Here is a 26116-nt window from a genome sequence, read left to right as displayed (position 1 = left end):
CTGGCCGGGGACGCCGCCGAGGCGGGCGGCGGACGGGCCCGAGGCTAACCCGGGGAGACCACCCGTGGCGTGCGGTTTTTCCGCGAACCCGCACCTCAGCGGGGTGCCGCCGGACCCCTGCTCGCCCGCGCCGCGCGCGCCTCCCCGCCTCGGACGGCGGTTGTCAGCCGGGCGGGGTGTCCTCGGGCGGGGTGGGGCGCGGGGGTGTCGGCTCGCGGTAGCGGAGCAGCAGCATCGCCGCGTCGTCGTGCAGCGGCGAGCGGACGTGTTCGCTGACGTCCTGCCGGATGGCGTCCAGCGCCCGGTCCGGATCGGGTTCCTTCAGCAGGTGGGCGCGCTCGTCGAGCGGGTAGAAGCGGTCCTCGTGGTCGCGGGCCTCGGTGACCCCGTCGGTGTAGAAGAGCAGCTGGTCGCCGGGGGCGAAGGGCACCCGGTGGGGCCGGGGCGGATCGCCCCCGTGCAGGGTGAGGCCGAGTGGCAGGGCGCGGGCGGGGGGTTCGGCGTAGCGCACCGACTCGTCCGCGCTGATCAGCAGTGGCGCCGGATGACCGAAGTTGAGCAGGGTCGCATACGCCTGCGCCCGGTCCTCGGACAACAGCGGAACCTCCGCGAGGACCGCAGTGACGAACTTCTCCGTCGGCAGGTGCCGTTCCAGCGCGCGTTCCAGCTTCTCGCCGACGGCGGTGAGATCGGGCTCGTCGTACGCCGCCTCCCGGAAGGCGCCGAGGACGACGGCGGCCGTCTCCACCGCCTCCAGCCCCTTGCCCTGCACGTCCCCCACGAGCACCCGCACCCCGCTCGGGCCGGTGACCACCTCGTACAGATCGCCCCCGATCCGGGCCTCGGCGAGCGCCGAGGTGTACGAGACACCGACCCGCAGCGGCCCGGCGCCGCGCGGCACGGGCCGCAGCAGGACCCGCTGGGCGACCTCCGCGATGGAGCGGACGCTGGCCAGTTCGGCCTCGCGCCGCTCCCGCATCGCGGTGGCCACCACCCCCGCGAGGGCGACGCCGCCCACCGAGATCAGCGTGGTGTAGCCCCGGCGCTCCCCGAGCTGCCCGTCGTAGACGATCAGCAGCAGGGACAGCACCAGCGCCAGCCCCCCGATCAGGGCGCTGCGCCGCATGTTCCCGACCAGCCCGGCGAAGGCCGGGCCGAGCGCCATCATCGGGAGGAAGCCGAACCCGGGGCCGACCGCGAGGTCGACGAGCACCACGACGCCCATGGCGAGGAAGGGGAACGCGGACAGCAGTCCGAACCTCAGCCGGGAGCCCACAGTGTGCTCTTCTCCTTGTCCGGGACCGGGGGCTCGCAGCGTACGCACCCCGATCGTTCCTGGCCGCGTGTTTACCGAATCGCAGTGACCGGCGGCCCCGTCGTCCGGCGCGGCCCGGGCGGCCGCCTGTCCCGGGCCGCGCCGGTCCCCGACGGGCCGCCGGCTCAGCCGGTCAGCCGCGCCATCCACGCCTCGACGTCCGTGCTGGTACGGGGGAGGGCGGCGGACAGATTGCGGTTCCCGTCCTCCGTGACGAGGATGTCGTCCTCGATCCGGACCCCGATGCCCCGGTACTCCTCCGGAACCGTCAGGTCGTCCGCCTGGAAGTACAGGCCGGGCTCGACGGTCAGGCACATGCCGGGCTCCAGCGTGCCGTCCGCGTAGGTCTCGCGGCGCGCGGTGGCGCAGTCGTGCACGTCCATGCCGAGCATGTGGCCGGTCCCGTGCAGCGTCCAGCGGCGCTGGAGCCCCAGCTCCAGGACCCGCTCGACGGGGCCCTCCAGCAGCCCCCACTCCACCAGCCGGGTCGCCAGGACCCGCTGTGCGGCGTGGTGGAAGTCCAGGTACTTCGCGCCGGGCCGCACCGCCGCGATCCCGGCCTCCTGCGCCTCGTACACGGCGTCGTACACCCGGCGCTGGAGGTCGCCGTACCGGCCGTTGACCGGGACGGTACGGGTGACGTCGGCGGTGTAGAGGGTGGTGGTCTCCACGCCCATGTCCATCAGGACGAGTTCGCCGGAGCGCACCGCGCCGTCGTTGCGCGTCCAGTGCAGCGTGGTGGCGTGCGGCCCGGCGGCGCAGATGGAGCCGTAGCCGACGTCGTTGCCCTCCACCCGCGCGCGGAGGAAGAAGGTGCCCTCGATGTACCGCTCCGAGGTGGCCTCCGCCCGGTCGAGCACCCGCACGACGTCCTCGAAGCCGCGGGCGGTCGCGTCACAGGCGTGCTGGAGCTGGGCGATCTCGAAGTCGTCCTTGACGAGCCGCATCTCCGACAGGAACGTCTGGAGTTCGGTGTCGCGCTCCTGGGTGACCTTGTCCGTCAGCGCCCGCTCGATGCCCGCGTCGTACCCGCGCACCACCCGGGCCGGGCCGACGGCCTCGCGCAGCTCGTCCGCGACCGTCCGCACGTCGGCGCAGGGCATCCCGTACAGCTTCTCGCTCTCCGCGAGGCTGTGCCGGCGGCCGACCCAGAGTTCGCCCTGTCCGCTGAGCCAGAACTCGCCGTTCTCCCGGTCGGACCGGGGCAGCAGGAACAGGGTGGCGGCGTGGCCGCTCTCGCCGGTCGGCTCCAGCACCAGGACACCGTCCTCGGTCTGGTCGCCGGTCAGGTAGGCGTACTCGACGGAGGCCCGGAAGGGGTACTCGGTGTCGTTCGACCTGGTCTTGAGGTTGCCGGCGGGGATGACCAGCCGCTCGCCGGGGAAGCGGGCGGAGAGCTGGTCGCGCCGCCGGGCGGTGTGCTCGGCCTGCTCGATCGGCTCCAGGTCCGGTAGCTCGGTGTCGGCCCAGCCGGTCCTCATGCTCTCGGCCAGCTCGTCGGAGACGCCCGAGTACAGGCCGTTCTTCCGCGGTTTGATCGGCTGCTTCCCGGTCGCGTCTGCCACGCCTGCCTCCTCTTTGACGGTGACGTCCGCCTTCCATCGTATGGGTGAGGCCGCGTCGCACCCCCGGAGCCGTCCCGCGGAAGTGCCCCGGTCGCCCCGTGGTGGCCGCCGCCGGGCGGACCGGCGGCGGCGGACAAACGGCAGATATCAGTGGAGAACAGCAGACAACGGCAGAGGGAGTCAGAAGCGGACGGCGAGCAGCACCGCGTCCGCGACCTCGGCGTTCGCCGGGCGGGCCCGCCCGGCCGCGCCGGGAACACTCCCCGGAACGTGATGCTCCGCACGGTCCGCGGACTCCCCCGCCGCGCCGGTGTCCTCGGAGGTCCCGGTGTTCCCGGTGGCCCGCTCGACGGGCGCCTCCGGCAGCAGCTCGCGCAGTACGTGGTCGACCAGGGCCTCCGGGTCCGCCCGTACCTCGTCCGGCGCCGCGGCGACCGTCGACCGCAGCCTGGCGAAGGCCAGGTCGACGGGGTCACCGGTACGCCGCAGCAGCCCGTCGCTGTACAGCAGCAACGTTTCCCCCTCCCTCAGGGTCAGCTGGGCGCTCGGCGCCTCCCAGCAGGCCAGCATGTTCAGCGGCGCCGAGACGGTGGTCTCCACGTACTCCGTGCGCCGCTCGCCGGTCACCAGCGGCGGGCAGTGCCCGGCCCCGGCCAGCCGCACCCGCCGGGCCGCGGGCTCGGCGAAGGCGAACAGCGCGGTCGCGGTGCGTCCGGGTTCGGTGAGCCGCAGCAGCACCTCCAGATCCGAGAGGACGGCTACCGGATCCTCGCCCTCCAGCACCGCGTACGCGCGGAGCGCGGAGCGCAGCCGGCTCAGCGTGGCGGTGGTGGCGGCGCCGTCCCCGGTGACCCCGCCCACGGCGAGGCCCAGCGCCCCGTCGGGCAGCGGCAGCGCGTCGTACCAGGCGCCGCCGTCCGGCCCCGGGCGCCGCCGGGCGGCCAGCGTGACGTCCGGCAGGCGTGGCAGCCCGCCCGGCAGCAGCTCGGCGTGGAGTTCGCGCCGGGCGCGCTCGGCGCCGCTGCGGGCCAGCTCGCGCGCGGTGTGCGCGGCGGCGAACCGCAGGTACTGGTCGAGCAGCAGGCGCTGGCCGGGGGAGGGCTCGGCGGGCTGGTCGTACAGCCAGACGGCGGTTCCCAGCAGCGTGCTCGGGGTGCCGTCCGCCTCCTCGGACGTGGCGAGCGGGGCGGCGTAGCTGGCGGCGTAGCCGAGGCGGGCGGCGACGGCCCGGTGCAGGGGGTCGAGGGTGTGGTCGGCGGCGATGTCGGGATGCGCGATCCCGGCCAGCGGATGCGGGACGGCGTCGAACTCCCCCTCCGCACGGCTGTGTTCGGGGCGCCCCGCCCCGGGAGGGACGCCCGGAGTACCGGAGGGGACGCCGGGAGCGCCGGAGGGCGCTGGGGTGTCGGGGGCGGGGTGACCGGCGGTGGGCGTCGGGTCGGGGGGTTCGCCGTCGGGCGCCGGGTGCGCCAGGGGGGCGGCGGACCCAGGCGGTTCGGAGGGTTCGGCGGGCGGCGCTCCGGGCGCGGGGGACGCCGCCTGGGACGCGGGCCAGCCGGAGTGGTGCGGCACGGTCTCCAGTTCGCCGAGGTCGGCGGGGCCCAGGCCCAGCCCGACGGTGCGCCCGGGGCGCAGTCCGGGAAACGCGGGCCAGGCGCCGTCCGCCGGGTGCCCGGCGAGCGGGGCGGCGCCCGCCCCGGACGTGACGGGGTCGGCCGGATGGTGGGCCGGGGCCGCGCCGGACGCGCCGTGCAGACCGGGGACCAGGGTGAGCAGCCCGCGCCGGGCACCGAGCAGGGCGGCTCCCCCGTGCAGCAGTTCGCGCAGGGCGCCGTCCAGCGTGGTGGTGCGCGCCAGGCGTTCCGTCCGCTCGTGGAGCAGCCGCAGATCGGCGAGGCGGTGGTGGAGTTCGTCACGCTCCGCCGTGACGGTGCCTGGCGAGGCGTCAGATGAGGACGGGACAGGTGTGGCCGCCTCGCTCGATGAGGCGGGCGAAGGTTCGAATCCGGCCACTTTCGGCATGTGGGGTGAGGTCATGGCCACCGGCTTCCGCTGTGCCGGACGCTTCGCAACCGCATCACAAACCCCCAAGTCACGCTGGCCGCCTGCACTCCTCCCAGATGTACACGGGCGGATGATGGGATGTCCAGCATTGCCCTGGTGGGGTGTGAGGTGTCCCGCTATGAACCGGTGGGTCACCGGGGGTGGCGCGAGAAGGGGGACTGGCGTGAAATGGTGCCGAGGAGGCATGGAATACTGTCGACTGAGGCCAGTCGGCCGGGCGTTGGCCCGGCTGCCGCGGGTACGGAACCCACAAGGGAAGACACAGCGTCTCAACAGCAGAACGTCCGTCTTTCAGCGCGGAGCGCCGAGTGGATCGGCGTCCGTGACCCTCCCGTACTGGCGGGACTGCACCAGCTAGCACAGCGCAGCACCAAGCAGCACCCGGGCGCCCAGGGGCGCGCCACCCGCCACGTCGTTCCACGTTCCACCACCTGGCATGGTGTGCCGTTCCACCGGCATCGTCCCGGCGAGCGCCACGCGGTGTGGCGCGGCATGATGAGCCATCAGTTGTTCCGGCGTTACGCGGTCATCGATCTGCGGCTGCCGCCATGGGGCCTGGCCACCCATCGGGCGACCGCTCGATGCTCGCGGCGACGTCGACCCTTCGGCACGGAAAGGAACGAGTGCTTATGCGTGAGATCCTCGGAAGGCGACGCATGCCCCGGTCCTCGCTGCGGAACGCGGCGCTCGACTGTGCCACCCGGTGGCGCTGGCCCGTCGTTCCCGGCGTCGGCACCGCGTCGTCCTCCTCGCGGGCCCCGGGCCGGTCGGAAGCCTGTCAGTGCCCGGACGCCGACTGCGCGGTCCCCGGCGCGCACCCCCTCGACCCGGTACTGCTCGCCGCCACGACCGACCCGCGGATGGTCAGCTGGTGGTGGACGGAGCGCCCCGGCGCCTCGCTGATCCTCGCGACCGGCGGTGACGCGCCCTGCGCCCTGAGCCTGCCCGCCATCGCGGGCGAACGGGCGCTCGCCGCCCTCGACGGCGCGGGGGTCCGCCTCGGGCCGGTCCTCGCCACCCCGACGCGCTACTCCGTCCTCGTCGCCCCGTACCTCCTGGAGGAACTCGGCGAACTGCTGTACTCCTACGACCGGGTGCCGAGTTCGCTGCGCTTCCACAGCGCGGGCGGATACGTCGCGCTGCCCCCCTCGCGGACCGGCGGCGGAATGGTGCGGTGGGATCGGCGTCCCGTCGCGGAGGGGCCGGGCGAGACGCCCTGGCTGCCCCGGGTCGTGGACGTGCTGGACGTGCTGGTGGAGGAGAGCGGCAGCGTGCCCGACACCGGCAGCACCCTCCGGTACTGACCCCGGACGGCGGCGCGCGGTGCCGGGGTCGCCGCGCCGCCAGCCCCAGCTCCCCGCCCCCAGCGCCCGTCCGTGGTACGCCGCCGCCCCCAGCGCCGAGCGTCCCGCCCCAGCGCCGAGCCTCCGCCGGTCCTCAACCGCGCCCGCGCCGGAGGGCGTTCGGCACCGCCCGCTCGTCCACCGGTCCGCCCGCCCGTCCGTCCGAGCGGAGGTGGCGGACGAGGCCGGGTGCTGGACGAGCGGGGGCGAGCCGCGACCGTGGCGCCGCGCGGAGGACCCCGGCGGCGCGGACCGTACCCACGCGCGCCCGCCGGGCACACCTGGGCGGGAAGCGGCGTGCGGCCTCCGGACAGGGGCCGACGGGACGGTGGCCGCTGGCGGGGGCGGGCGGAGGGCCAGCGGGAGCCGGACGACGGACTCTCACCCGTACGGGTAACCGGGAGTCCGTGACGCGCGGCGGACACGGACAGCTCCCCGGACGAGGCCCCGCTCTCTCGGTATGTTCGCCCCGCCGGTCTTCAGCCCGGCGGTCTTCCGCGCCTCCCGGACGCCGTATCCACGGGTCCGGTGTCCGTCCCCCGTGTACCAGTGAGTTGCAGGTGGGTCCTCATGCAACTGTCGCAGCCCCAGGGCGCTTCCCGGCTCCGTCTCACCGCGCTCGCCAGTGGCGTCGCGCTCGCCGTCATCCTGCCCTTCGCCGCGGCGACCGCCGGGACCGACCGGCCCGCGCCCGAGCGGCGGACCAGCCACTCCCACTCCCCCTCGGCCGACGAGAGCGCGGGCGCCGGCCGGCACGGACCGTCGGAGGCGACCGGGGACCACCCGCCGCTCGGACTGTCCCGGCTGACCCGGGAGGTGGGCCCGGAGACCTCCCAGGACACCGGGTCCCCCCGCGAGCCCGGCCACCCCCCGGCGGAGCGCGGCGGGGACGCTTCCGGGGCACGGCAGCAGAGCCCGCCGGAGCCCACGGGGCGCCGCGCGCCGCGCCCCTCCTCCGTCGGGTCCCCGGCGTCCTGCGGCCCCGAGGTCGCCGCCCCCGTGGGGGTGGAGGCGCAGACCTGCGTGCTGACCGAAGGACGCGCCGCGCGGGCCCGCGCCTACGTCCGGAACGCCACCAACTCCCGGCTGCGCGCGGTACTGACGCTGCTCGGGCCGGACGGGCGCTCGCTCCGGGTGCGCTGCGCGCTCCCGGCCTCCGGCGGCCTCCAGACCTGCGAGACCCCCGGCCGTCCCCGCGCCGCCGTGGACGGTGAGCCCAGCCGGGAGGGCGGGGGGATGGCGGGGCGCGGCCGCACGGCCGTCGTCGAGGTCGCCACCGCCGACGGCGAGCGGCTGCTGCTGCGGGCGGGCAGCGAGTCGCCCGGCGGACGCCGGGGGCGCTGAACCCCACCCGGCGCGAGCGGGGGCGAGTGGCGCGTGGACCGGGGCATCGGCCGCGCCACGGGCAGCCGGTACGGACGACGATCAACGGTCCGGAATCCGCTGGCTGTTGAGCCCGCGGGGTGGGGTGGGGGCGCGGTGCGGCGAGTCCGGTGGGGGCCGATCCACGGGACCGGGCGGGTTCGGGCGGAGGAATCCGGGCGGCCGAATCCGGGCAAGGAAAAACCCGGCCGCTGGCGACGGGGGATGCACCAGCGACCGGGCTCCTAAGAAGGTAACAAGAGATCGGCTGTTCGCAAATTCGATCGCCCAGATCCAGACGCCGAATTACCTCCGGTTTTAAGCCCCGTACGACGGAGCGTGGCGGGACTCCCGGTTACCGTCAGTTCACTCAGGCCCCGGTGGTCCCACCCGTCACCGTTTCAGCTGAGCGTCACCTGGCGGTTGGTGAGGCCGCTGCGGGCCTTCCGCTCCTCCGCCGAGAGTGGCGCCGCCGAGGCGAGGGCCTCCGCCAGCCGCTCCGCGAACTCGGCGGCGGGCTTCTCACAGTCCCCGGCTGACATGCCACGCGGCAGATCCCACACCGGAACCGTCAGCCCGTGCGCCCGGAACGAGCCGACGAGCCTGGTGTCCTCACCCAGCGTGGAGCGACCCGCGGCGTGCAGCCGGGCGAGGGCGTCGAGCAGTTGCTCCTCGGGGTGCGTCATCACCCAGCGCAAGTGGTTCTTTTCTGGGGTTTCGCACCAGTAGGCACCCTCTGTCCCGTTCAGCCGGGCGGTCGGGATCGCGGCTGAATTGGCTCGTTCCAGTGAGGCGGCGACCTCGCCGGTGGCCTTCTCCGCGTCGTCCACCCAGAAGTCGAAGCCCTCGTGTACCACCGGCGTGAACGCGGCGTCCGGGTCCAGCAGGTCCTGGAGGCGCGGCCCCTCCGGGTCCGGCCGTCCCGCGTCCACGGGGGAGCCGGGCTCGGTGGTCAGCGCGCGCTGGAGGGTGTCCGCGAGGTCGCGGCTCAGGTCGCCGGAGGCGGTGTCGTTCTGGAGGCCGAGCAGCACCTCGCCGTTGTCCCGGCGCAGCGCGGGCCAGGCCATGGGCAGCACCGTGGCCAGGGTGACCGCGGGTACGTCCTCGGGTAGCCCGTCCTTCAGGGTCAGCGACACCGTCCCGGCGGGGACGAGTTCGCGCAGCGCGACCCAGTCCGCCTCGCCGGGCAGCCCCTCGAAGGGGCGGCGCACCAGCTCGGTGACGGCCTGCGCGGCGGCCCGTCCGTGGCACGCCTTGTAGCGGCGCCCCGAACCGCACGGGCAGGGCTCCCGCGCGCCGACGACGGGCACCTCTCCGTCGGCGAGCTGCGGCTTGGTTGCCTTGGTCTGGGGACGGCGCTTCTTGGCCATGACGGAAGGCTCTCCACGGTGCGGCATCGGTTGACGGTGCCTCCCGGCCACGGAGCGCGGGAGGCACGCTGTGAGCCTAGCGCCCGCGCCCGTGGTACGCCGTCCCCCCGCCCGCGGTTCCGCGTCGCCGTGTACGGCTGCCGCTGCCGCTGCCGCGAGCGGGCCGAGCGGGGTGAACGTGCTGAACGGGCCTCGGTGGTGGGTTATGCGCCGGAGGCGGGAGTGCGCCCGGCCGCCGTTCCGCATCGTCGCGCCGTAGCGTCGTGCGGCGGTTGTCGTGCCGCGCCGCCCCCGGGGCCCGCCGTGCCGTGGGCGCGACCCCGGAGGGTGTGCCCCGGCGCCCGCCGTCATGGCGGAGCGGACGCCGGTGGTGGGCGGTCAGCCGCTGGTCAGGTGCCCGGGAGGCCCTCCGGTAGCCCGTCGAGCGTGGCGAGTTCGACGCCGACGCGGTCCGTCAGCCCCCGCCCCGGCAGTCCGTCTCCGAAGGCGTCGTCCGTCGTCAGGACCGCCCAGACGGTGACCGCCCTGCCCGGGTCCGGTTCGCCCCCCAACCGCCCGTACGCGGGGCTCTGTTCGTCGCCGTGGTTCGCGCGCGGGCCGCGGCCGCCGGGGTCGCCCCGGTGCCGCCCGCGCGCCTCCTCGGTGACGCCCCAGTCCCGCGCGAGCGCCGTGATGATAGCCAGTCCGCGGCCTCCTCGGGCGCTAACCGATGGAGTGGCTGGAAGTGGGCGGGTGGGCCCACCACCGTCCGTGACCGAGATGGTGATATCGCCCCGTGTGTCCTGACTCCAGGCCACGTGTACCGATTCCCGCGCGTCCAGTGGGCGCGCATGTCGGCACGAATTGCTGAGTAGTTCGGAAAGGATCAGAATCGCATCGTCGACGACCGAATCGGGCGTTCCGTGCGCGAGGAGGTCCTCACGCACCGTCCGCCGTGCCGTCCCCACGCCCGCTGGGCTGTGAGGCACGGCCATGGTCGACGAAGTAGGCACTTCCTGTGCCACGACCAACGCCACCCCCGAGACCTCCTTTGCCCCACGCCAGAAGATGAATGCCCAGGTGCGGTGGATCGGAAACCGGCCATGCGCGGTCTCTTGACGCGTGAGTAGTGATCCATTACAGACCGGGTGGGAGATCGCACTCCGGGTAAGTGCCCCCACCGGCGCGGCCGTTCCCCTCGGCGGTGACAGGACGGCCCGAACCCGGGGACACGGAGGGGCACAACGGTGCGGGTCGGCCCAAAGAGACGCAGGTCCGGAGGGGTTGGACGAGAGCGGCGCGGATACGGCACCGGGGTGGCGCCCCCCGCACGCGCCCCCTTCCCCGGGGCCGCGCCCCACCGCCCCGGGCCGTGCGCTCGCCGCGCCCCTCCCCGGCGTCCTCGCACCGGAGCTCCGCCTCCCGCCGCGCGCCAGCCCGCCCCTCCGCGCCCGGCCCGAGCCGCTCGCGCTCCTTGCCCCGCTGCCGCTCGTCGTGTCCCGCGTGCCGCGCGTGTCCCGCGTACCCCGCGTGCCGCTCGTCCGGCTCGTGCCCGCGGTGCCGTCGGCGGTTCGGCGGTTCGGCGGCCGTGCGGGCTGGCGGCCACGGCGGGGCGCGCGGCGGGCGGGGTCAGCGGAGCTGCGCGAGCACCTGCCGGGGCCGGTTGGTGATCACCGCGTCCACGCCCAACTCCGCGCAGAACCGCACGTCCTCCGGTTCGTTCACGGTCCAGACGTGCACCGCGTACCCGGCCTCGTGGGCTCTCGCCACGTACTCCGGATGGGCGCGCAGGGCGCGGATGCTGGGTCCGGCGATCCGCACGCCGGGTGGCAGTCGGCCCTCCCGGTGGCGGGGCAGCAGCCAGTGCGTCAGCAGCACCGTCGGCAGGTCCGGGGCGCCGGCCCGCACCCGGTGGAGCGAGCGCGCGGAGAAGCTCATGACGCGGACCGGGGTGGTCAGCCGGTAGCGGTCCAGCAGCTCCAGCAGCCGGGCCTCCACCTGTCCCGCCCAGCGGGTCGGGTGCTTCGTCTCGATCGCCAGCTCGACCGGACGGGGCGCGTCCGCCACCAGTCGGAGCAACCGGTCCAGAGTGAGGACCGAGGTCCGCTCCCGCTCCTCGTGCTCCGGCGACTCGTACGGGTCCGGGTACTCCTTCCAGGAGCCGAAGTCCAGGGCCGCGAGGTCGGCCAGCTCCAGCGCGGAGACCGCGCCACGCCCGTTGGACGTCCGGTTGATCCGGCGGTCGTGCACGCAGACCAGGTGCCCGTCCGAGGTCAGGCGTACGTCGCACTCCAGGCCGTCCGCCCCGTCCTCGATCGCTCTGCGGTAGGCGGCGAGGGTGTGCTCGGGGACGTCCTCCGAGGCGCCGCGGTGTGCGATGACGGTGATGGGCCGGGCCCCGGCGGCTCCCGGCCCCGGGCTGATCGGGAAGCTCACCGGGTTATCGTGCCACCGAGGTCCGGATGGACGCGGTGGCGGGTGTCCCGGGTGCGTGCCCGGGAGAACTGACGGCAGGCTTGACTCGGCGGGGAGACCGGCCCCGCCGCGGTATCCGCCCCCGTGGCGTCGGCCGGGGATAAGGTCCGGCCGCCCGGGACGGTATGCCGCCTTACGTCCGTCTGACGCCTCATGAGCAATGCTCATGGACGAAGTGGTCCACGGAAGTCGATGAGCCGTCGGCAACCTGGGCGGCACCGGGCAGACCTGAGCGGACCCGAACGGACCCAGTCGGGACGGGGCGCCAGGACCGGCCGGTGGGAGAGCGAACGAGCAGGAGCCGAACCGAGGTCCGGTCCGTACGGAGAGCCGGGCACCGAAGCCGTCCGTGGGACGTCCTGTAGCGGAGGAGAGAGCGTGAGCACCGAGAACGAGGGCGCCGCCGGCACGCCTGCGGCGCGGCCGACCCCCACGTCACCGGAGCCGGAAAGCTCCCGTCCGGCCGGCGAGGGGGACTTTCCGCTGCGCGCGCCGGAGGGCGCCGACGCCGGGGACACCCGGCCACGGCCAGACACCCCCGACCCCGCACCGGAGGCCGCCCCCGGCGGCCCCGCGCCCACCGACACCACCCCGGCGGCGAGCGCGGGCGAGGCGCCCACCCGCCGCGAACCGGTCGCGGCCGACCACCACGCGCCCCCCGGTGGCCCGGCGGCGGGCGCGGGCGGTCCGGCGGCGGGCGCGGGCGGCCAGTACTTCGGCGCGGACGGCGGGACGGGCGCCCCCGGTGCCCCTGGCGGCGGTGCCGGAGGACCGCAGTACCCCTGGGGCGCGCCGCCCGCCCCGCCCCCCGGTGGACGGCGCCGTTCCGGGCTCACCGCCGCCATCGTGGCCGGTGCGCTCTTCGCCGGACTGGTCGGCGGCGGCGTCGGCTTCTGGGCTGCCGACAGCGGGAGCGACGGCAACAGCACCACCATCTCGGCCGACGGAGACCCGGAGATCCTGAACCGCTCGCCGAACTCCGTCGCCGGAATAGCGGCCAAGGCACTGCCGAGCGTGGTCACCCTCCAGTCGGCGGGCGGCGGCGAGGAGGGGCAGGGCACCGGCTGGGTCTACGACAAGGAGGGCCACATCGTCACCAACAACCACGTGGTGGCCAACGCGGCGGACGGCGGCGAGCTGACCGCCACCTTCTCGGACGGCAAGAAGTACCGGGCCGAGGTGGTCGGCAAGGCCCAGGGCTATGACATCGCCGTCATCAAGCTCCGGAACGCGGACGACCGGAAGCTCACCCCGCTGCCGCTCGGCAAGTCGGGGGACGTGCAGGTCGGTGACGCCACCATCGCCATCGGCGCGCCCTTCGGCCTCTCCGGCACCGTCACCACCGGCATCGTCAGCGCCAAGAACCGGCCCGTCGCCTCCAGCGACGGCGCGGGCAGCAAGGCCTCGTACATGAGCGCGCTCCAGACGGACGCCTCCATCAACCCCGGCAACTCCGGCGGCCCCCTGCTGAACGCGCAGGGCGCGGTGATCGGCGTCAACTCGGCCATCGAGTCCGGCGGTGGCGGCGGCCAGTCGCGGGCGGGCAGCGTCGGCCTCGGCTTCGCCATCCCCGTCAACCAGGCTCAGCGGGTCGCGGCCCAGCTGATCAAGGACGGTGTCCCGGTCTACGCGGTCATCGGCGCCACCGTCGACATGGGCGAGACCGGTGGCGGCGCCACCATCGCGGAGGGCGGCCAGGACGGCGGCCCGGCGATCCCGAAGGGCAGCCCCGCCGACCGCGGCGGTCTCCGCTCCGGCGACGTGATCACCAAGCTCGACGACACGGTGATCGACAGCGGACCCACCCTTATCGGCACCATCTGGACGCATCAGCCCAAGGAGAAGGTGACCATCACCTACAAGCGGGACGGCAAGGAGGCCACCACCGAGGTCACCCTCGGCGCCCAGCGCGGCGACCGCTGACCGCACCGTCCGGCCACCGGATACGGCGTGCGGCCACCCCCTCCGCACGCGCTAGGCTGTCCCCGCGTCGCCGCTGGTGGCGACGCGGGGAGGCGTGCCCGAGCGGCCGAAGGGAACGGTCTTGAAAACCGTCGTGGCAGCGATGTCACCGTGGGTTCAAATCCCACCGCCTCCGCAGCGGTAGCGAACACGCGATGAGAGGCCGCCCCTCAACGAGGGGCGGCTTTCCGTGTGTCGGGGTGTCTCAGGCCGACCCGCCCGGGTGCGGGCCCCGGCGGGGAGAATGGCGCGATGGGTAAGGAACACGGAGGCACGAGCGACCCGGCGCGCATCCTGGAACTGCTGTGGCGGGAGCCCGGGGCCGGGCAGCCTCGCCGCGGGCCCCGGCAGGGGCTGTCGGTCGACGCCGTCGTCCAGGTCGCCGTCGAACTCGCCGACTCCGACGGCCTGGAAGCGCTGACCATGCGCGGCATCGCCCGTCAGCTGGGGGTCACGCCGATGACCCTCTACACCTACGTCCCGGGCAAGGTGGAACTGCTCGACCTCATGCTGGACGCCGTGTACCTGCGGATGCCGCGCGGTGACCGGCCGGCCGCCTCGTGGCGCGGCGCGGTGGAGGCCGTCGCGCGGGAGAACCGCGACCTCTACCGCAGCCACCCCTGGGTGGTGACGATGTCCACGGCGCGCCCACCGCTGGGTCCCGGTCTCATGGCCAAGTACGAGCACGAGCTGGCCGCGTTCGAGGGCTCGGGCCTCGGTGACGTGGAGACGGACGAGGCCCTCACCCTTCTCCTCGGCTTCGTGCACTCCACCGCCCGCGCGGCCCTCGACGCCAAGGCCGCCGCCCGCGACAGCGTGATGTCCGACCAGCAGTGGTGGGCCGCCAACGAACCCCTCCTGGCGAAGGTCTTCGATCCCGCCCGGTTCCCCCTCGCCGCACGGATCGGAAGCGCGGCGGGAGAGCGCCATCAGGGGATGTACGACCCGGACCACGCCTTCGACTTCGGGCTGGAGCGGATCCTCGACGGCATCGCCCGCCTCGGTGACGACCGCGACGCCCGGTCTTCCGGGGAGTAACTCCGGGGAGGGGCCAGGCGCGTGGGTTCCGGCGCGGCCGGAGCTCCGCGTTGTGCGGGGACGCGGGCGGTGTCGCCGTCCGGGGGTGTGGCGCGGTATGGGGTAGGGGGTGCGTGGGGATCCTGTGCCGTTTTCCGGGATGCTTCGCGAAGGACGCGGCAGGCGTTCCGTGTGACGCGAGAGCGGACGCGCACGCGGGATTGACGGGCGGCCAAGGTGGGGATGAGCTTGCTCCGCAGCTGACCCCCCACGGCGAAAGGCAGCGTTATGCGAAGCAGAACCGCTCCACCATCCTCCGGTACCAAAGGGGCCGTATCCCGGAATACCCGGCGAACCAGGCGTCTTCTCGCGGCGTTCTCCGTCATCGGGGTGCTGGTGGCGGGAACGGCGGCGCAGTCCCACGCCTCCGAGGACTCCCGTGTGAAGGAGTCGACCTCGCCCTTCACCGGCCTCCCCGCCGACCCCGCGCCGGTGCTGGCGGTGAAGATCGACAACGCGTCCAAGGCGCGGCCGCACACGGCCGTCGAGGACGCGGACATCGTGTTCGTGGAGAAGGTCGAGGGCGGGATGAGCCGCCTGATCGGCGTGTACTCCTCGCAGGTGCCCGAGACGGTCGGGCCGGTCCGCAGCGCCCGGGAGTACAACGTCGAGCAGCTGCGCACCTTCGACCGTCCGGCGCTGGCGTACTCCGGAGCGCAGGCCGGAGTCGAGGACCTCATCCAGAAGTCGCCGCTGTACGCCCTGTCCAACGACACCTTTCCCAGCGGCTATTACCGGGATGAGGGACGGGAGCCGCCGCACAATCTCTTCCTGAATCCCGACAAGGTGCTCGACGCCGCCCCCGACGCGAGTCTCAGCTCCGATATCGGATTCCGTTTCGGTGACAAGCCGGGCGGCGGAGAACCAACGAAGGAACGGAGTGTGAAATACCCGTCGGCGGAGACCGGATTCAGCTGGTCGGAAAAGGAGAAGCGCTGGCTCGCCTCCTTTGACGGAAAGCCCGCCACGAGCACCGACGGTGAGCGGCTGGGCGGAAAGACCGTCGTGATCCAGAAGGTGGACATGCCGCCCTCGGACTTCCAGGACCCGACCAACACCACGCCCTACATCGAGACGGTCGGCAAGGGCGAGGCGACGGTGCTGCGGGACGGCGAGGCGTTCGAGACGACCTGGGAGCGCACCGACGAGACGGCGGACACCACCTTCACGCGCCCGGACGGCACGCGGATGCCGTTCGACCCGGGCCAGGTCTGGGTGGTGTACGAGGAGCGCTGAGCCAGCCGGATGGCCCCGGCCCGGCCCGTGGCCCCGGCCCCGTACGCGGCCCCCGGACGGCCTCCAAGTAGGTAAACGTCAGCGGGTGTTGGGCCCCGGGACGGGCACGGGACCGGGTCCTTCCCGGGGTGGTCCGGGGCGTGGAGCCGGGGTCCGCGCCCCGGCGTGGAGTGGAAGTGGAGCGCCGTTCCCTACGGGACGGCGCTCCACGCGTGTGGGCGGAGAGCGGGGCGTCCAGGGGTGCCTCGTCCGCCCGAGGCGGGAATCTCCGGAGTCCCCAAGGTTTATTCCCGCGCCATCCTTCGTGCGAGCGAACCAGGACAGAAGGGGTGGTTCGACCGCCGGCTCATGGGCAATTCTGGATTCGCGAGACGGAGCCGCGAAAGTGGTCACGGATCGTCAACTGTCCGTTGGGAACGCTGAGTCGAGCGTCACGGAGGAACGTATGACGGTACGTCATCGGAATGACCGGGTGAGTCGCCGCGGATGTTGTCGCGGGCGATCTCCGTGATGAGGGGCGGGTGTTCGCGGCCGCTCCGGCCGTGAACACGGGCACCCGGGGTGGGGCAGCGCCGAACTGGCCGTTCGGTCACGGGCGATGGTGGAACACACGCGGTGCCTGTCGACAACACCGGGGGGAACTCAGGCCGCGTATCCGAGGAGTTGCGCACCCGCACCGGAGGTGGCCTCCGAGTCTCGCGCTCGCGCGAGGAAGTCTGGTTCGCAGAGGGAGTGGTGTGTCTGGGGTAACTCAGTGGAGCAGGGTGCTCATGGGGATGGGTTAGGGCCGTGTGCTCGTACCGCCAGGGCGGTTCGGGCACACGGTCTTGTGTGCTGCCGGTCCAGGGCCCCGTGCTCACGGCCCCGTGCTCACGGCCACCACCCACGGCCGGTCGCGGACGGCTCACGGGCTGACGCTCCCACCGGTGGCCCTGGTTCGTGGCCCTGGTTCGTGGCCACGGTTCCGGGGCTGGGCCGCCACACCCGGCGGCGCGCCCGTACGGCGGCGGGGCCGATCCGGTGGGGCCGGGTCGGCCGGAGTCGGCCCAATCGGGGGTGCACCGGAGGCAGCTCGCTCGGGGTGGGAGCGGTGGACCGGGCTCCGGCTGGCGGGAGCTGGGTGGCGGGGCTGGGGCGGATGGCTGATTCCTCGGGTCGGTGCGGCGTGGTGGACGGTGGGAGTCAGGGTCCGCGGCTTCACTCGCCCCATGCACCAAAAAAGGCGGATTATCGGATGTGTTCTGGCGACGGTCACCGTGCTCCTCCCGATGGACCCGTCCGGCGCCACCACGATCCCGGGTGGAGACGGCTCCGCGTCGCCGGAGCACCGCTCCGGGGAGGCGCCCCTGAGCACGGCGGGCGCTCCCCGGGAGCGTCCGGTGGACCCGGCGGCCCCCGTCAGCCTGGCGGATCCCGCCCGTCCGGCCGCTGCCCGGTCTTCGGCGGGCCATGCCGCCGGTCCCGCCGTGACCCCCGCCGTCTCGGCGTCCTCCGCCGCCTCGGTGGCCGGGCGGTCCGACGGCGGGGCGGGACGGGCCGGGGCCCCGCGTGCGCTGCCGTACTCGCTGACCGGCGATCCGCGCGCGCTGGGGGCGCGGGTGTTCCGGGGCGCCGCCTTCGACACCTGCCACACCCCGCCGTACGACACGATGCGCGCCTGGCGGCGGGCGTCCCCGTTCCGCGCGGTGGGCGTCTACATCGGTGGCCGGGGGCGGGCCTGTCCCCGGCAGCCGAACCTGACGCCGGACTGGGTGCGCGGGGTGGACCGGATGGGCTGGCGCCTGCTGCCGCTGTACGTCGGATCGCAGGCGCCCTGCGTCACCGAGCAGTCGAAGCGGCGCGTGGCGATCGGCCGCCGGGCGCCCCGCACCCGGGGGGTGCGGGAGGGGCGGGACGCGGTGCGGCGGGTGAAGGCGCTGGGTATGGCGCCGCGCAGCGCGATCTACCTGGACATGGAGGCGTACGACAGTAGGAGGACGCGCTGCGCGAAGACCACGCTCCGCTTCGTCCGGGGCTGGTCGGCCGCGGTGCGGCGGGCGGGGTACCTGCCGGGTTTCTACAGCAGTTCGGAGTCCGGTATCGCGCACATGGAGCGGGTCCGCCGGGAGGGGAGCCGGGATCTGCCGATGGCGCTCTGGTTCGCGCGCTGGGGAGTGCGCCCCTCGGTGGAAGCGGCGCCCGCGCTGCGTCGTACCCACTGGTGGCCGCACCGCCGCGCTCACCAGTTCCAGGGGAACGTGAAGCGTACATACGGTGGCAGGACGCTCCATATCGACCGCAACGAGGTGGACGCTCCGGTCGCGATCATCAGGTGAGTCCCTGAGCCACCCTGATCCCGGCGCCGTACGGTCTCCACCCTCAGGAGGTGTAGGCAGCACCACCCCTACACCCTGAGGCGGACAGTCCATCGGGACCTCCGATCGATCCGCTCACCCGGCCTCCTCTCCTAGCGTTGAGCCATGACCACGCCTGGGACTCTCCGGGAGAACCGGACCGCCGCTGCCGCCTTCGCGACCCCGGGGGTACGCCCCGGGCCGACGGCCCCACGGACGTACGCCAAGGCCGTCGTGTCGGCCACCGTGCCGCAGGAGGTGGGGGGCCACGCCCCGCTCGAACCGCAGTGCGCCGGGGCGTCGTCCCGGGCGGCGGGAGTGCCGACGGCCACCGCCGGGGGCATGACCTTCACCGCGTACGTGCGGGCCCGGGGTCCGGTGCTGCTGCGCACCGCCCGCTCGCTGACGGCCAACCCGTCCGACGCCGAGGACCTGCTCCAGACGGCGTTGACCAAGACCTACCTGGCGTGGGAGCGGATAGAGGACCACCGGGCGCTGGACGGCTACGTCCGCCGCGCGCTGGTGAACACCCGGACCTCGCAGTGGCGGAAGCGCAAGGTCGACGAGTACGTCTGCGAGGAGCTGCCGGAGCCCGGGCCGGTGACGGCGGCGGACCCCGCTGAGCAGCAGGCGGTGCGGGACGCCATGTGGCGCGCGGTGCTCAAACTCCCGGCGCGGCAGCGGGCGATGGTCGTCCTGCGGTACTACGAGGACCTGAGCGAGGTGCAGACCGCGGAGGTACTCGGGGTCTCGGTCGGCACGGTGAAGAGCGCGGTGTCCCGGGCGCTCGCGAAGCTGCGGGACGATCCGCAGCTGCACCAGGAGGCCCAGCCCGTGGGCTGACCGGCCGCCTGGTCGCCCGCGCCCTCCGTTCCTCGTCGCGCACCTCCCGCCCGGGTTCTCGTCCGCGGTCCTCCGGCTTCCGTCTTCCAACACGCGCCCGTGGTGGGCCGGTTCGGGGTGGTGGGCGGACTGTGGGCGCCCGCTGCGGGCCGGTTGGGGTGGGGGACCGAACGCCCGCCGGATGGTGGGCTGTTCGGTGTGCGCCCCCGGAGGTGCCGCTGGACGGGGTGGCGGGGTGCGTCCGGGGTGGATGTACCGCCGGTGCTGCCGAACTGCGGGCGTTGTCACGGTCATTGGGCGGGTGCGCGGGGACCGGGGAGAGGGGCGGAGAGGTGGCTCCCGGAGGCCGGGCGAAGCGGGCGCGGCCCGGCCGTCAGGTTCGCCGGAACGTCTGTCGCCGAGGCTGTCCGTGGGCTACCGTACCGTCCGGTACCTGCCCAGTTTCCCCTCGGGCCTTGAGGATTGGTGTCGATCATGTCCCTTCCACCGACGCCGCACGGCGAGCTCCAGGTGGGTCGGCTGCTGACCTATACGCGTCGGTACAGCCCGGCGGAGATCGCTTCCTACGACTCCCTGTCGGGGCGGGTACGCGCACCACGGGGGAGCGCGGGCGAACTCCCGGACCTGCTCGTCGTCGCGCCACTCACCAAGCTCGGCGGGGACCTCAACTACCTCGCGCGCAAGATGACATGGCGGCGTACGCGCCCGGTCCTGGCCGACGAGGAGCTGACGGCCGAGCTGGAGGTCCTCAAGCTGGAGGAGGACGCCGGCTTCCACCGCATCGCCTTCGACGCCCGGGTCCGGGCGGGCGACGGCGAGGTGGTGCTCGACGGCCACAGCAAGGGGCTGGTGCTGCACGTCGCGGACGCCCCAACGAGCCCTGGAGAGCAGGGTGGTGACGCCGCGCCGCACCCCGGCCGACCCGAGGCGGACGCCGCGCTGCTGGACGGCATCGCGCCGCGGGCCGTGCTGCGCGGCAGCGCCACCGTCACCGCTGAGGACATCGCGCTCTGCGCGGAGATCACCGGTGACTACGGGGCCCACCACCTCGGGCACTCCGGTGAGCGGCAGATGGCCCAGGGCCTGCTGACCTCCACCTCCGTGCCCCTCATCCGGGGTGACCGGGGCTTTCGGCACCACACGGTGTCGATGGTCTTCCTCCAGCCGGTGCACGTGGGCGACACCGTCGACTCCGAGGTGCTCGTCGAGGAGGTCGCCGCCCCGGCGGGCGAGGGCGCCGAGACGGCTGGCGAGGGGGCGAACTCCCCCGAGCCGGTCCTGACGTTGTCCACCACGGTGCGCAACCAGAACGGTACGGAGGTCCTCGTGAGCCAGTGCACCGGCGCGTTCGCGGACGCCGCGGGGTGAGCCGGGCAGAGCGCAGCCCCCGAGCGGGGTGAGCGGGGGCGGGTGTCCCAAGGTCCTGCTCTCGTAGGGCGGTTGGTGGTGTGGTCCATGCGCCGGACGGTTCGTTCCCGGTTCGGCTGATCGCTGGTCGGGAACGGTCTCCGCGCGTCACATCACTCACCGTTCCGCGTCACACGGTCGACCGGGCCGTGCCCCGGATTCGCCCGGCCCGGTGGTTGCCCGAGGCCGAACAGCGGGGGTCCGCGGTCCGGTTCGCCGGGCGGTGTCTTCTCGCCATCCGTCGCCGATCGTGAACCCGCCCTCCTCGCCCGGTACGTTCCCTCACCCCTCCCACCCGTCTCCGTTCCCCCTCCTCCCGGCCCTCTCGTACTTCTCGGCACGCTCATCAACTCACCGTCGCTGTCTGACCGTTCGCCTATCGTTCCGCTGACCGTCCGCCCCCACGGTGCCGTCACGTACACGTGCTCCGCGCACGTTTCGTCCCGTATCTCCTGAGCAAGTGCGCCTCCCCCGGTCAACCCCCCTGGTTTTCCGTATCGGTCCACCGCCTCCCAGGAGGCTGAGTAAAGGTTCGCGCATGCCTGGTCAGAGCACTTCACATCGGACACACGACGAATCCGCCGCTGAGATCGACCTCCTGTCCCACCATGTCCTGCGGGACCCGTACCCGACCTACCGCCGGTTGCGAGACCACGATCCGGTGCACTGGGACACGAAACTCAACGGGTGGATCATCTCGCGTTACGAGGACGTCTACGGGGCGTTGCGGGACCCGGGGCGCTTCTCCTCCGTACGGCTGGCGCAGATGATCGACGGCCGGGTCCCCGAGGAGGCGAAGCCGATCGCGGAACCGTTCATCACCGTGGCCTCCCAGTGGAGTTGGATGAACGACCCGCCCCACCACACCAAGCTCCGCCGGTTGATGAACCGCGCGTTCACCCCGCGTTCGGTGAGCGGTATGGAGGAGCACATCGCGGAGACCGTGGAGACGTTGCTCGCCCCGCACCTGGAGAGCGACCGGCTCGACCTCGTCCCGACGCTCGGCTACCCGCTGCCCGCCTACGTGCTGGCCGACTACTACGGCATCCCGCGTGCCGACGCCGACCGGCTCAAGGGCTGGTCCGACGCGATGAAGGTGTTCGTCGGCGGCAGCCCCGACCTGGGCGCGACCGCCGCTCCCGCCGCCGCCGCGATCGACGAGATGATGCGGTACTTCACCGAGGCGGTGAACGAGCGGCGTAAGGAGCCCCGGGACGACCTGATCTCCCGGCTGGTGCACGCCGAGGACCGTGGGGACCTGCTGAGCCAGGACGAGGTCGTCGCGCAGGTGGTGCTGGTGCTGGCCGCCGCCTTCGTCACGACGATGGACATGATCGGCAACGGGACGCTGGCGCTGCTCAGCAACCGCGACCAGTGGGAGCGGCTGGCCGCCGACCCCGCCCTGCTCGACACCGCGATCGACGAACTCCTGCGCTACGACGGGCCGGTGCAGCTCACCCACCGGCGGGTCACCGAGGACATCGAGCTGCACGGCACCCGGATATCCGAGGGGGACATCGTCTACCTCATCCGGGGCGCCGCCAACCGCGATCCGGACCAGTTCCCGGACCCGGACCGGCTGGACGTGGGCCGCGAGGGCGTCGAGCACGTGGCCTTCGGCGCGGGCATCCACTACTGCCTGGGCGCGGCGCTCGCGCGGCTGGAGGGGCGGCTGCTGATCGGCGCGCTGCTCCGGTACTTCCCCGGGATGCGGCTGGACGAGGAGCGCCCGCACGAATGGCGGGCGGACAGCCTCCAGTTCCGTGGGCTGCGCTCACTGCCCGTGCGTACCGGGCGGTGACCACGCGCGGGGGCCGGGCGGCGGAGGCCACCGCCGGGGAAGCCACGGAGCCCACCGTCGCGGAGGCGGCGGGGCCCGTGGCCCGGGCAGACCGGGAGGAGGAGGCCGGGGCGGTCGAGGTGCACCTGCTCGACTGGGCCGACGTGCCCTGGAGTTCGGTGGCCGAGGTCCCCGGGCTCCCGGCGGACGACCTCGCGCACGCCACCGCGTACTCGGGCGCGCGCCGTCAGCTACAGGCGGCGCTCGCCCGGACGGTGCTCCGCGCGGTACTCGCCCGCGCTCTGGACGTACAGCCCGGCGCGGTACCGCTCGTCCGGGGAGCGGACGGACGCACCCGGTACGCCGCCGCGCGCTGTCCCCGGGGCGGCCCGCCGCCCGCGTTCGGCGTCAGCCACGACGGGGTGGGTCTCGCGGTGGCGTTCCGCGCGGGACGGGAGGACACGCCGGACGACTGCGGCGTCGACGTGGAGGACGGGCCGGTGACGGACTTCGTGGACGTGGCCCCGCGCTTCTGCGCGCCCGGCGAACTCGGCGGCCCCGGCTGGGCGGTGCCCGGCGACGTCCGGCACGTCACACCCGGTGACCGGCGGGACGGCCCGGACGCGGGGCCGGGCGTGGAGGCGCGCGCCCGCTGGACCGCGAAGGAGAGCGTGGCGAAGGCGCTCGGCCAGGGCCTTCGCGCGGGGCTCCGCACCGTGACGACCGAGCCGCTCCCGGGCGGAGCCGGGTGGGCGGTCGCCCACTGGCGTGGCGGCCCCACCGGCCACCTGGTGCGGACCCACGTGGTGCCCGGCCGGGCGCTGTCCCTCGCGGTGCGCGCCGCCAGCCCCCCGGCCGTGCGCTGGACCCGCTGGACGGTGACCCGCGCCGGAGCCACGGCGGACCCGGCCGTCGTGGCGGTCATGGCGGACCCGGCGGGCATGGCGGGGGAGGGTGGCGGGCCCGGGGCGCGGTCGGCGGGGCGGTCGTCGCGTCCTGCGGCCCGTACCCGCGCCCCGGTGCTGCCCGCCTCCCCGGCCGGTGGCCGTCCGGGGCGGGGGCGCACGCTCCCGCTCGGGTCCGGAGACGAGCACGCCCGTCGTGGTGTCGCGCGCCGTGGTGGTCCGTGATGCGCGCGACCGCGTCCGGTGCCCCCCGGCCTGGGACGCGAACTCCACGTGACCGCACTCCGGTTGGCGCGACCCACGGAGGTGGGTGAGACGCGGGCGCGGACGGGAAGGGTGGTCCGGTACGGGCAGCGGGGCTCGTCCTGGGATTCCGCTTCTGGTCCGGACCGGCTGGGCGGCCGGAACGGCACGGAGCGGAACGCCGCCGGGGAGCACGGCGTTCCGGCCCGTCCGGGGTGGTCCGGACGGTACGTGCCCGGACGGGACGGGATCGGGTCGAGCGTGGCCCCGGGGTCAGAACCGGGGTTCCGGATCTGGTGTCGGTACCCAGGCTCGGGTTGGCTCGGGGCTTCGCCTCGTGTGGGGGCCCGGAGCCGAGGGCAACGACAGGTGCGGGAGGGACGGTTGGGTGACGAACGTGTCCGGTACGGGACGACCGGCGACGGGGCGTGGCACGCCCCGGCGGCGAGTGGTCTCCGCGCGTTCCCGGCGGCGCCCTCCGGGCGTGGGCCGCGAACGGCGGGCGGAACGCGGGTGGATGGCCGGTCGGCCAACGTCCTGGCCGGTGGCCGTGGCCACCTCCGGGGCGCCGCCGGAATCGCCGTCCGCCCCAACGCGCCGCCCCCGTCCCGCTGTTCGGGAACACACCGGTCACCGCCGCCGACACCGGGGAACCGTTCCGCCGCCGGGTCCGCGGACCGTGTCCGGCCACGGAGCCGGGACGCGCCGCGGACGTGACCGTCCGGAGCGGCCCGCGAGGTGACCACGGCAGCGCCGAGGTGGCGCGGCATCACGGGACCGTCACCACCGGGCGCGTACGCGGCAACGCACCGCGACGCCGCGGTCAAACGGTCCAGCGCGCCAGCCGCGGTACGCCAGCAGCGTCAGTACGTCAGTGAGGGGGCGGTCCGGGGAGCTTCGTGCCACCAGGCGTGTGGTCCCGGCGCCGCCCCCGGCGCGCGGCCTGCCGTTCCCCGCGCGGGGCCCCGGTGCCGCACACCGGTTGACCGGCGCGAGGACCTCACATCACCCCACCCGATGGCCAGTTGGGAGACTCATGTTTGCCAAGACCCTGCACGAGACCCTGGACTCCGTGGCGGAGCGCCGTCCGACGGTGCCCGTCGACTTCCCGTCCGAGAAACGCTCCACCACCCTGGGGGAGTTGGCCGAGGACTCGCGCCGTATGGCGCGGGCGCTCACCGGTGCCGGGGTCGAGCCCGGTGACCGGCTGGGCGTCCTCTGCCAGAACGAACCGGACTTCCTCGTCGCGCTGTTCGCCGCCGCGCGACTCGGCTGCGCCGCCTGCCCGTTGCCGATACCGACCGGGCCCAAGGACGTGGACGCCTATCTCGGGCGTCTCGGCCGGGTGTCCCAGGTCGCCGGGATGCGGCACCTGGTGCTCTCGGCGAGCTTCGCCTCGTTCGGGGAGTTCCTCACCGGCGCGCTGCCCGGCGTCGCCGTCCTCTCCAGCGACCTGGCCGCCACCGCAGAGACGAGCGCCGTCGCCGCGTTCCAACCACCCACGGTGGAGGCGGAGTCCACCGCGATCGTGCAGTTCACCTCGGGCAGCACCGCCGACCCGAAGGGGGTGGAGCTCAGCCACGCGAACATCCTGGCGTGCCTGGAGGCCATCTCCGTCGGCATCGAGCTGGGGGACGAGGACAGCCTCGGCATGTGGCTGCCGCTCTTCCACGACATGGGTCTCTTCGCCACGCTCAGCGCGCTGTTCGCCGGTATCCCCGCGACCGTCTGGTCGCCGCTCTCCTTCGTGAAGCGACCCGGCGGCTGGCTCCGCGAGTTCGCCGCGAGCGGCGCCACCATCTCCACCAGCCCGGACTTCGGGTACGGCTACCTGACGGACGCGGTCACGCCCGAGGAGGCCGCCGCACTGGACCTCTCACGCTGGCGGATCGCCTTCAACGGTGCCGAGACGATTCGGCGGGACAGCGTCGACGCGTTCCTGGAGCGTTTCGCGCCCGCCGGGTTCCGTCCCGGCGCGCTGATGACGGTGTACGGGATGGCCGAGGCGACCCTCGCCGTCAACTTCCCCCCGCTGGGCCGCGAACCGGTGTGGGACGTGGTCGACCGCGACCGGCTCTCCCTGGAGGGCGTCGCGGTACCGGTGGAGGAGGACGACCCCACGGCGCGCGCGGTGGCGTCCGTCGGCCCGCCGGTCCGCGGCATGGAGGTGCGGGTTTGCGCGACGGACCTACGGGAGACCCGAGCCGCTGAACAGACCGGCGGGGCACCGGCGTTGGACGGTGTGGCGGCGGAGGCCGGGCCGCCCGCGCTGCCGGACGGACGAGTCGGCGAGGTGCTCATCCGGGGCGCCTCGGTGACCCGCGGCTACCTGACGGCGGAGGCCGACCCGCGCGGCTCGTTCACCGCGGGCTGGCTGCACACCGGGGACGTGGGGTACACGCGCGACGGCGAACTGTACGTCACCGGGCGCCTCAAGGAGATGATCGTCGTCCGGGGGGACAACTACTACCCGCAGGACGTCGAGGAGTTGGGCCGTGCCCACCCCGGCGTCTACAAGGAGCGCTGTGTGGCCTACGCCGACACGGCGCCGGACGGATCCGAGCGGATCGTCCTCGCCGCCGAGAGCCGGGAGGCGCGCGACGAGGCCGCCCGTGCCGCGCTGGAGAAGGAGATGCGCGAACACGTCTCCAGCGGGCTGGGGTTGGACGCCGTGCTGGTCCGCGTCGTACCGCCGCGCACCCTGCCCCGGACCACCAGCGGCAAGTTCCAGCGGCTGGCGGCCCGGAAGGCGGTCGAGGAGGCGAGCGGCTGACCAACCTCCCCCGTACGGGGCGACGGTGGGCCCGTCGCTCCGACCCGGCTCGCCCGGAGCGCGGAACCCCGTGCCCGGGCCGGG

At 74.1% G+C, this 26116-nt stretch carries 17 protein-coding genes and 1 tRNA gene; 12 read left to right on the top strand and 6 right to left on the bottom strand.

Annotated elements, in window-relative coordinates; genetic code table 11:
* Positions 1-163 precede the first annotated feature (163 nt).
* The 3 genes from E0L36_RS18075 to E0L36_RS18065 form a co-directional block, all read right to left on the bottom strand.
* Positions 164-1225, bottom strand: coding sequence for a PP2C family protein-serine/threonine phosphatase (locus tag E0L36_RS18075; protein WP_180930781.1), 1062 nt, complete (start codon positions 1223-1225; stop codon positions 164-166).
* Positions 1226-1440: 215 nt separating this feature from the next.
* Positions 1441-2880 (bottom strand): aminopeptidase P family protein, encoded by a 1440-nt coding sequence (locus tag E0L36_RS18070; RefSeq protein ID WP_180930176.1) that lies wholly within the window; start codon positions 2878-2880, stop codon positions 1441-1443.
* A 180-nt stretch (positions 2881-3060) separates the two neighbouring features.
* Complete coding sequence (locus E0L36_RS18065) at positions 3061-4917, bottom strand: PP2C family protein-serine/threonine phosphatase (RefSeq protein WP_180930175.1); 1857 nt, start codon at positions 4915-4917, stop codon at positions 3061-3063.
* Positions 4918-5573: 656 nt separating this feature from the next.
* Here E0L36_RS18065 and E0L36_RS18060 point away from each other — a divergent pair.
* Together E0L36_RS18060 and E0L36_RS18055 are read left to right on the top strand one after the other, a co-directional pair.
* Positions 5574-6248 carry a bifunctional DNA primase/polymerase gene (locus E0L36_RS18060; protein WP_180930174.1) on the top strand — a complete coding sequence of 225 codons (675 nt, stop codon included), beginning with the start codon at positions 5574-5576 and terminating at the stop codon, positions 6246-6248.
* A 609-nt stretch (positions 6249-6857) separates the two neighbouring features.
* Positions 6858-7631: a hypothetical protein gene (locus E0L36_RS18055; protein ID WP_180930173.1), complete on the top strand. Its 774-nt coding sequence runs from the start codon at positions 6858-6860 to the stop codon at positions 7629-7631.
* Positions 7632-8050: 419 nt separating this feature from the next.
* Here E0L36_RS18055 and E0L36_RS18050 read toward each other — a convergent pair whose 3' ends face one another.
* The 3 genes from E0L36_RS18050 to E0L36_RS18040 form a co-directional block, all read right to left on the bottom strand.
* On the bottom strand, positions 8051-9019 hold the full coding sequence (locus E0L36_RS18050; protein WP_180930172.1) for a DUF5926 family protein: 969 nt from the start codon (positions 9017-9019) through the stop codon (positions 8051-8053).
* 389 nt (positions 9020-9408) lie between these two features.
* Positions 9409-10035, bottom strand: a complete 627-nt coding sequence (locus E0L36_RS18045) for an ATP-binding protein (RefSeq protein ID WP_180930171.1) — start codon at positions 10033-10035, stop codon at positions 9409-9411.
* 592 nt (positions 10036-10627) lie between these two features.
* Positions 10628-11434: a glycerophosphodiester phosphodiesterase family protein gene (locus E0L36_RS18040; RefSeq protein ID WP_308416823.1), complete on the bottom strand. Its 807-nt coding sequence runs from the start codon at positions 11432-11434 to the stop codon at positions 10628-10630.
* Positions 11435-11851: 417 nt separating this feature from the next.
* Here E0L36_RS18040 and E0L36_RS18035 point away from each other — a divergent pair, with 417 nt between their 5' ends.
* The 10 genes from E0L36_RS18035 to E0L36_RS17990 all read left to right on the top strand — a co-directional run bounded on the left by E0L36_RS18035 (position 11852) and on the right by E0L36_RS17990 (position 26032).
* Positions 11852-13396: a trypsin-like peptidase domain-containing protein gene (locus E0L36_RS18035; RefSeq protein ID WP_308416822.1), complete on the top strand. Its 1545-nt coding sequence runs from the start codon at positions 11852-11854 to the stop codon at positions 13394-13396.
* Between the two features lie 88 nt (positions 13397-13484).
* Positions 13485-13571: transfer RNA gene (locus E0L36_RS18030), tRNA-Ser, on the top strand.
* Between the two features lie 116 nt (positions 13572-13687).
* Complete coding sequence (locus E0L36_RS18025; RefSeq protein ID WP_180930168.1) at positions 13688-14473, top strand: TetR/AcrR family transcriptional regulator; 786 nt, start codon at positions 13688-13690, stop codon at positions 14471-14473.
* Between the two features lie 420 nt (positions 14474-14893).
* The gene (locus tag E0L36_RS18020; protein WP_308416821.1) at positions 14894-15748 is read left to right on the top strand and encodes a DUF3048 domain-containing protein; all 855 of its coding nucleotides are present in this window, start codon (positions 14894-14896) and stop codon (positions 15746-15748) included.
* A gap of 1208 nt (positions 15749-16956) precedes the next feature.
* On the top strand, positions 16957-18063 hold the full coding sequence (locus tag E0L36_RS28285; protein WP_180930166.1) for a DUF1906 domain-containing protein: 1107 nt from the start codon (positions 16957-16959) through the stop codon (positions 18061-18063).
* 360 nt (positions 18064-18423) lie between these two features.
* A complete protein-coding gene (locus E0L36_RS18010) occupies positions 18424-18924 on the top strand; it encodes a SigE family RNA polymerase sigma factor (RefSeq protein ID WP_219636864.1) in 501 nt (166 codons plus the stop codon).
* Positions 18925-19398: 474 nt separating this feature from the next.
* The gene (locus E0L36_RS18005) at positions 19399-20292 is read left to right on the top strand and encodes a hypothetical protein (RefSeq protein ID WP_180930165.1); all 894 of its coding nucleotides are present in this window, start codon (positions 19399-19401) and stop codon (positions 20290-20292) included.
* A 577-nt stretch (positions 20293-20869) separates the two neighbouring features.
* On the top strand, positions 20870-22132 hold the full coding sequence (locus E0L36_RS18000; protein ID WP_180930164.1) for a cytochrome P450: 1263 nt from the start codon (positions 20870-20872) through the stop codon (positions 22130-22132).
* A complete protein-coding gene (locus E0L36_RS17995) occupies positions 22129-23241 on the top strand; it encodes a 4'-phosphopantetheinyl transferase superfamily protein (protein WP_180930163.1) in 1113 nt (370 codons plus the stop codon). The genes E0L36_RS18000 and E0L36_RS17995 overlap by 4 nt, the downstream gene beginning before the upstream one ends.
* A gap of 1054 nt (positions 23242-24295) precedes the next feature.
* Positions 24296-26032: an AMP-binding protein gene (locus tag E0L36_RS17990; protein WP_180930162.1), complete on the top strand. Its 1737-nt coding sequence runs from the start codon at positions 24296-24298 to the stop codon at positions 26030-26032.
* Positions 26033-26116 lie beyond the last annotated feature (84 nt).

Origin of the sequence: Streptomyces sp. AJS327, from assembly GCF_013450295.1 — a bacterium.
Taxonomy (GTDB): domain Bacteria; phylum Actinomycetota; class Actinomycetes; order Streptomycetales; family Streptomycetaceae; genus Streptomyces.
The sequence above is the reverse complement of the archived record's forward strand: the minus strand, read 5'-3'. Positions and strand labels throughout refer to the sequence as shown.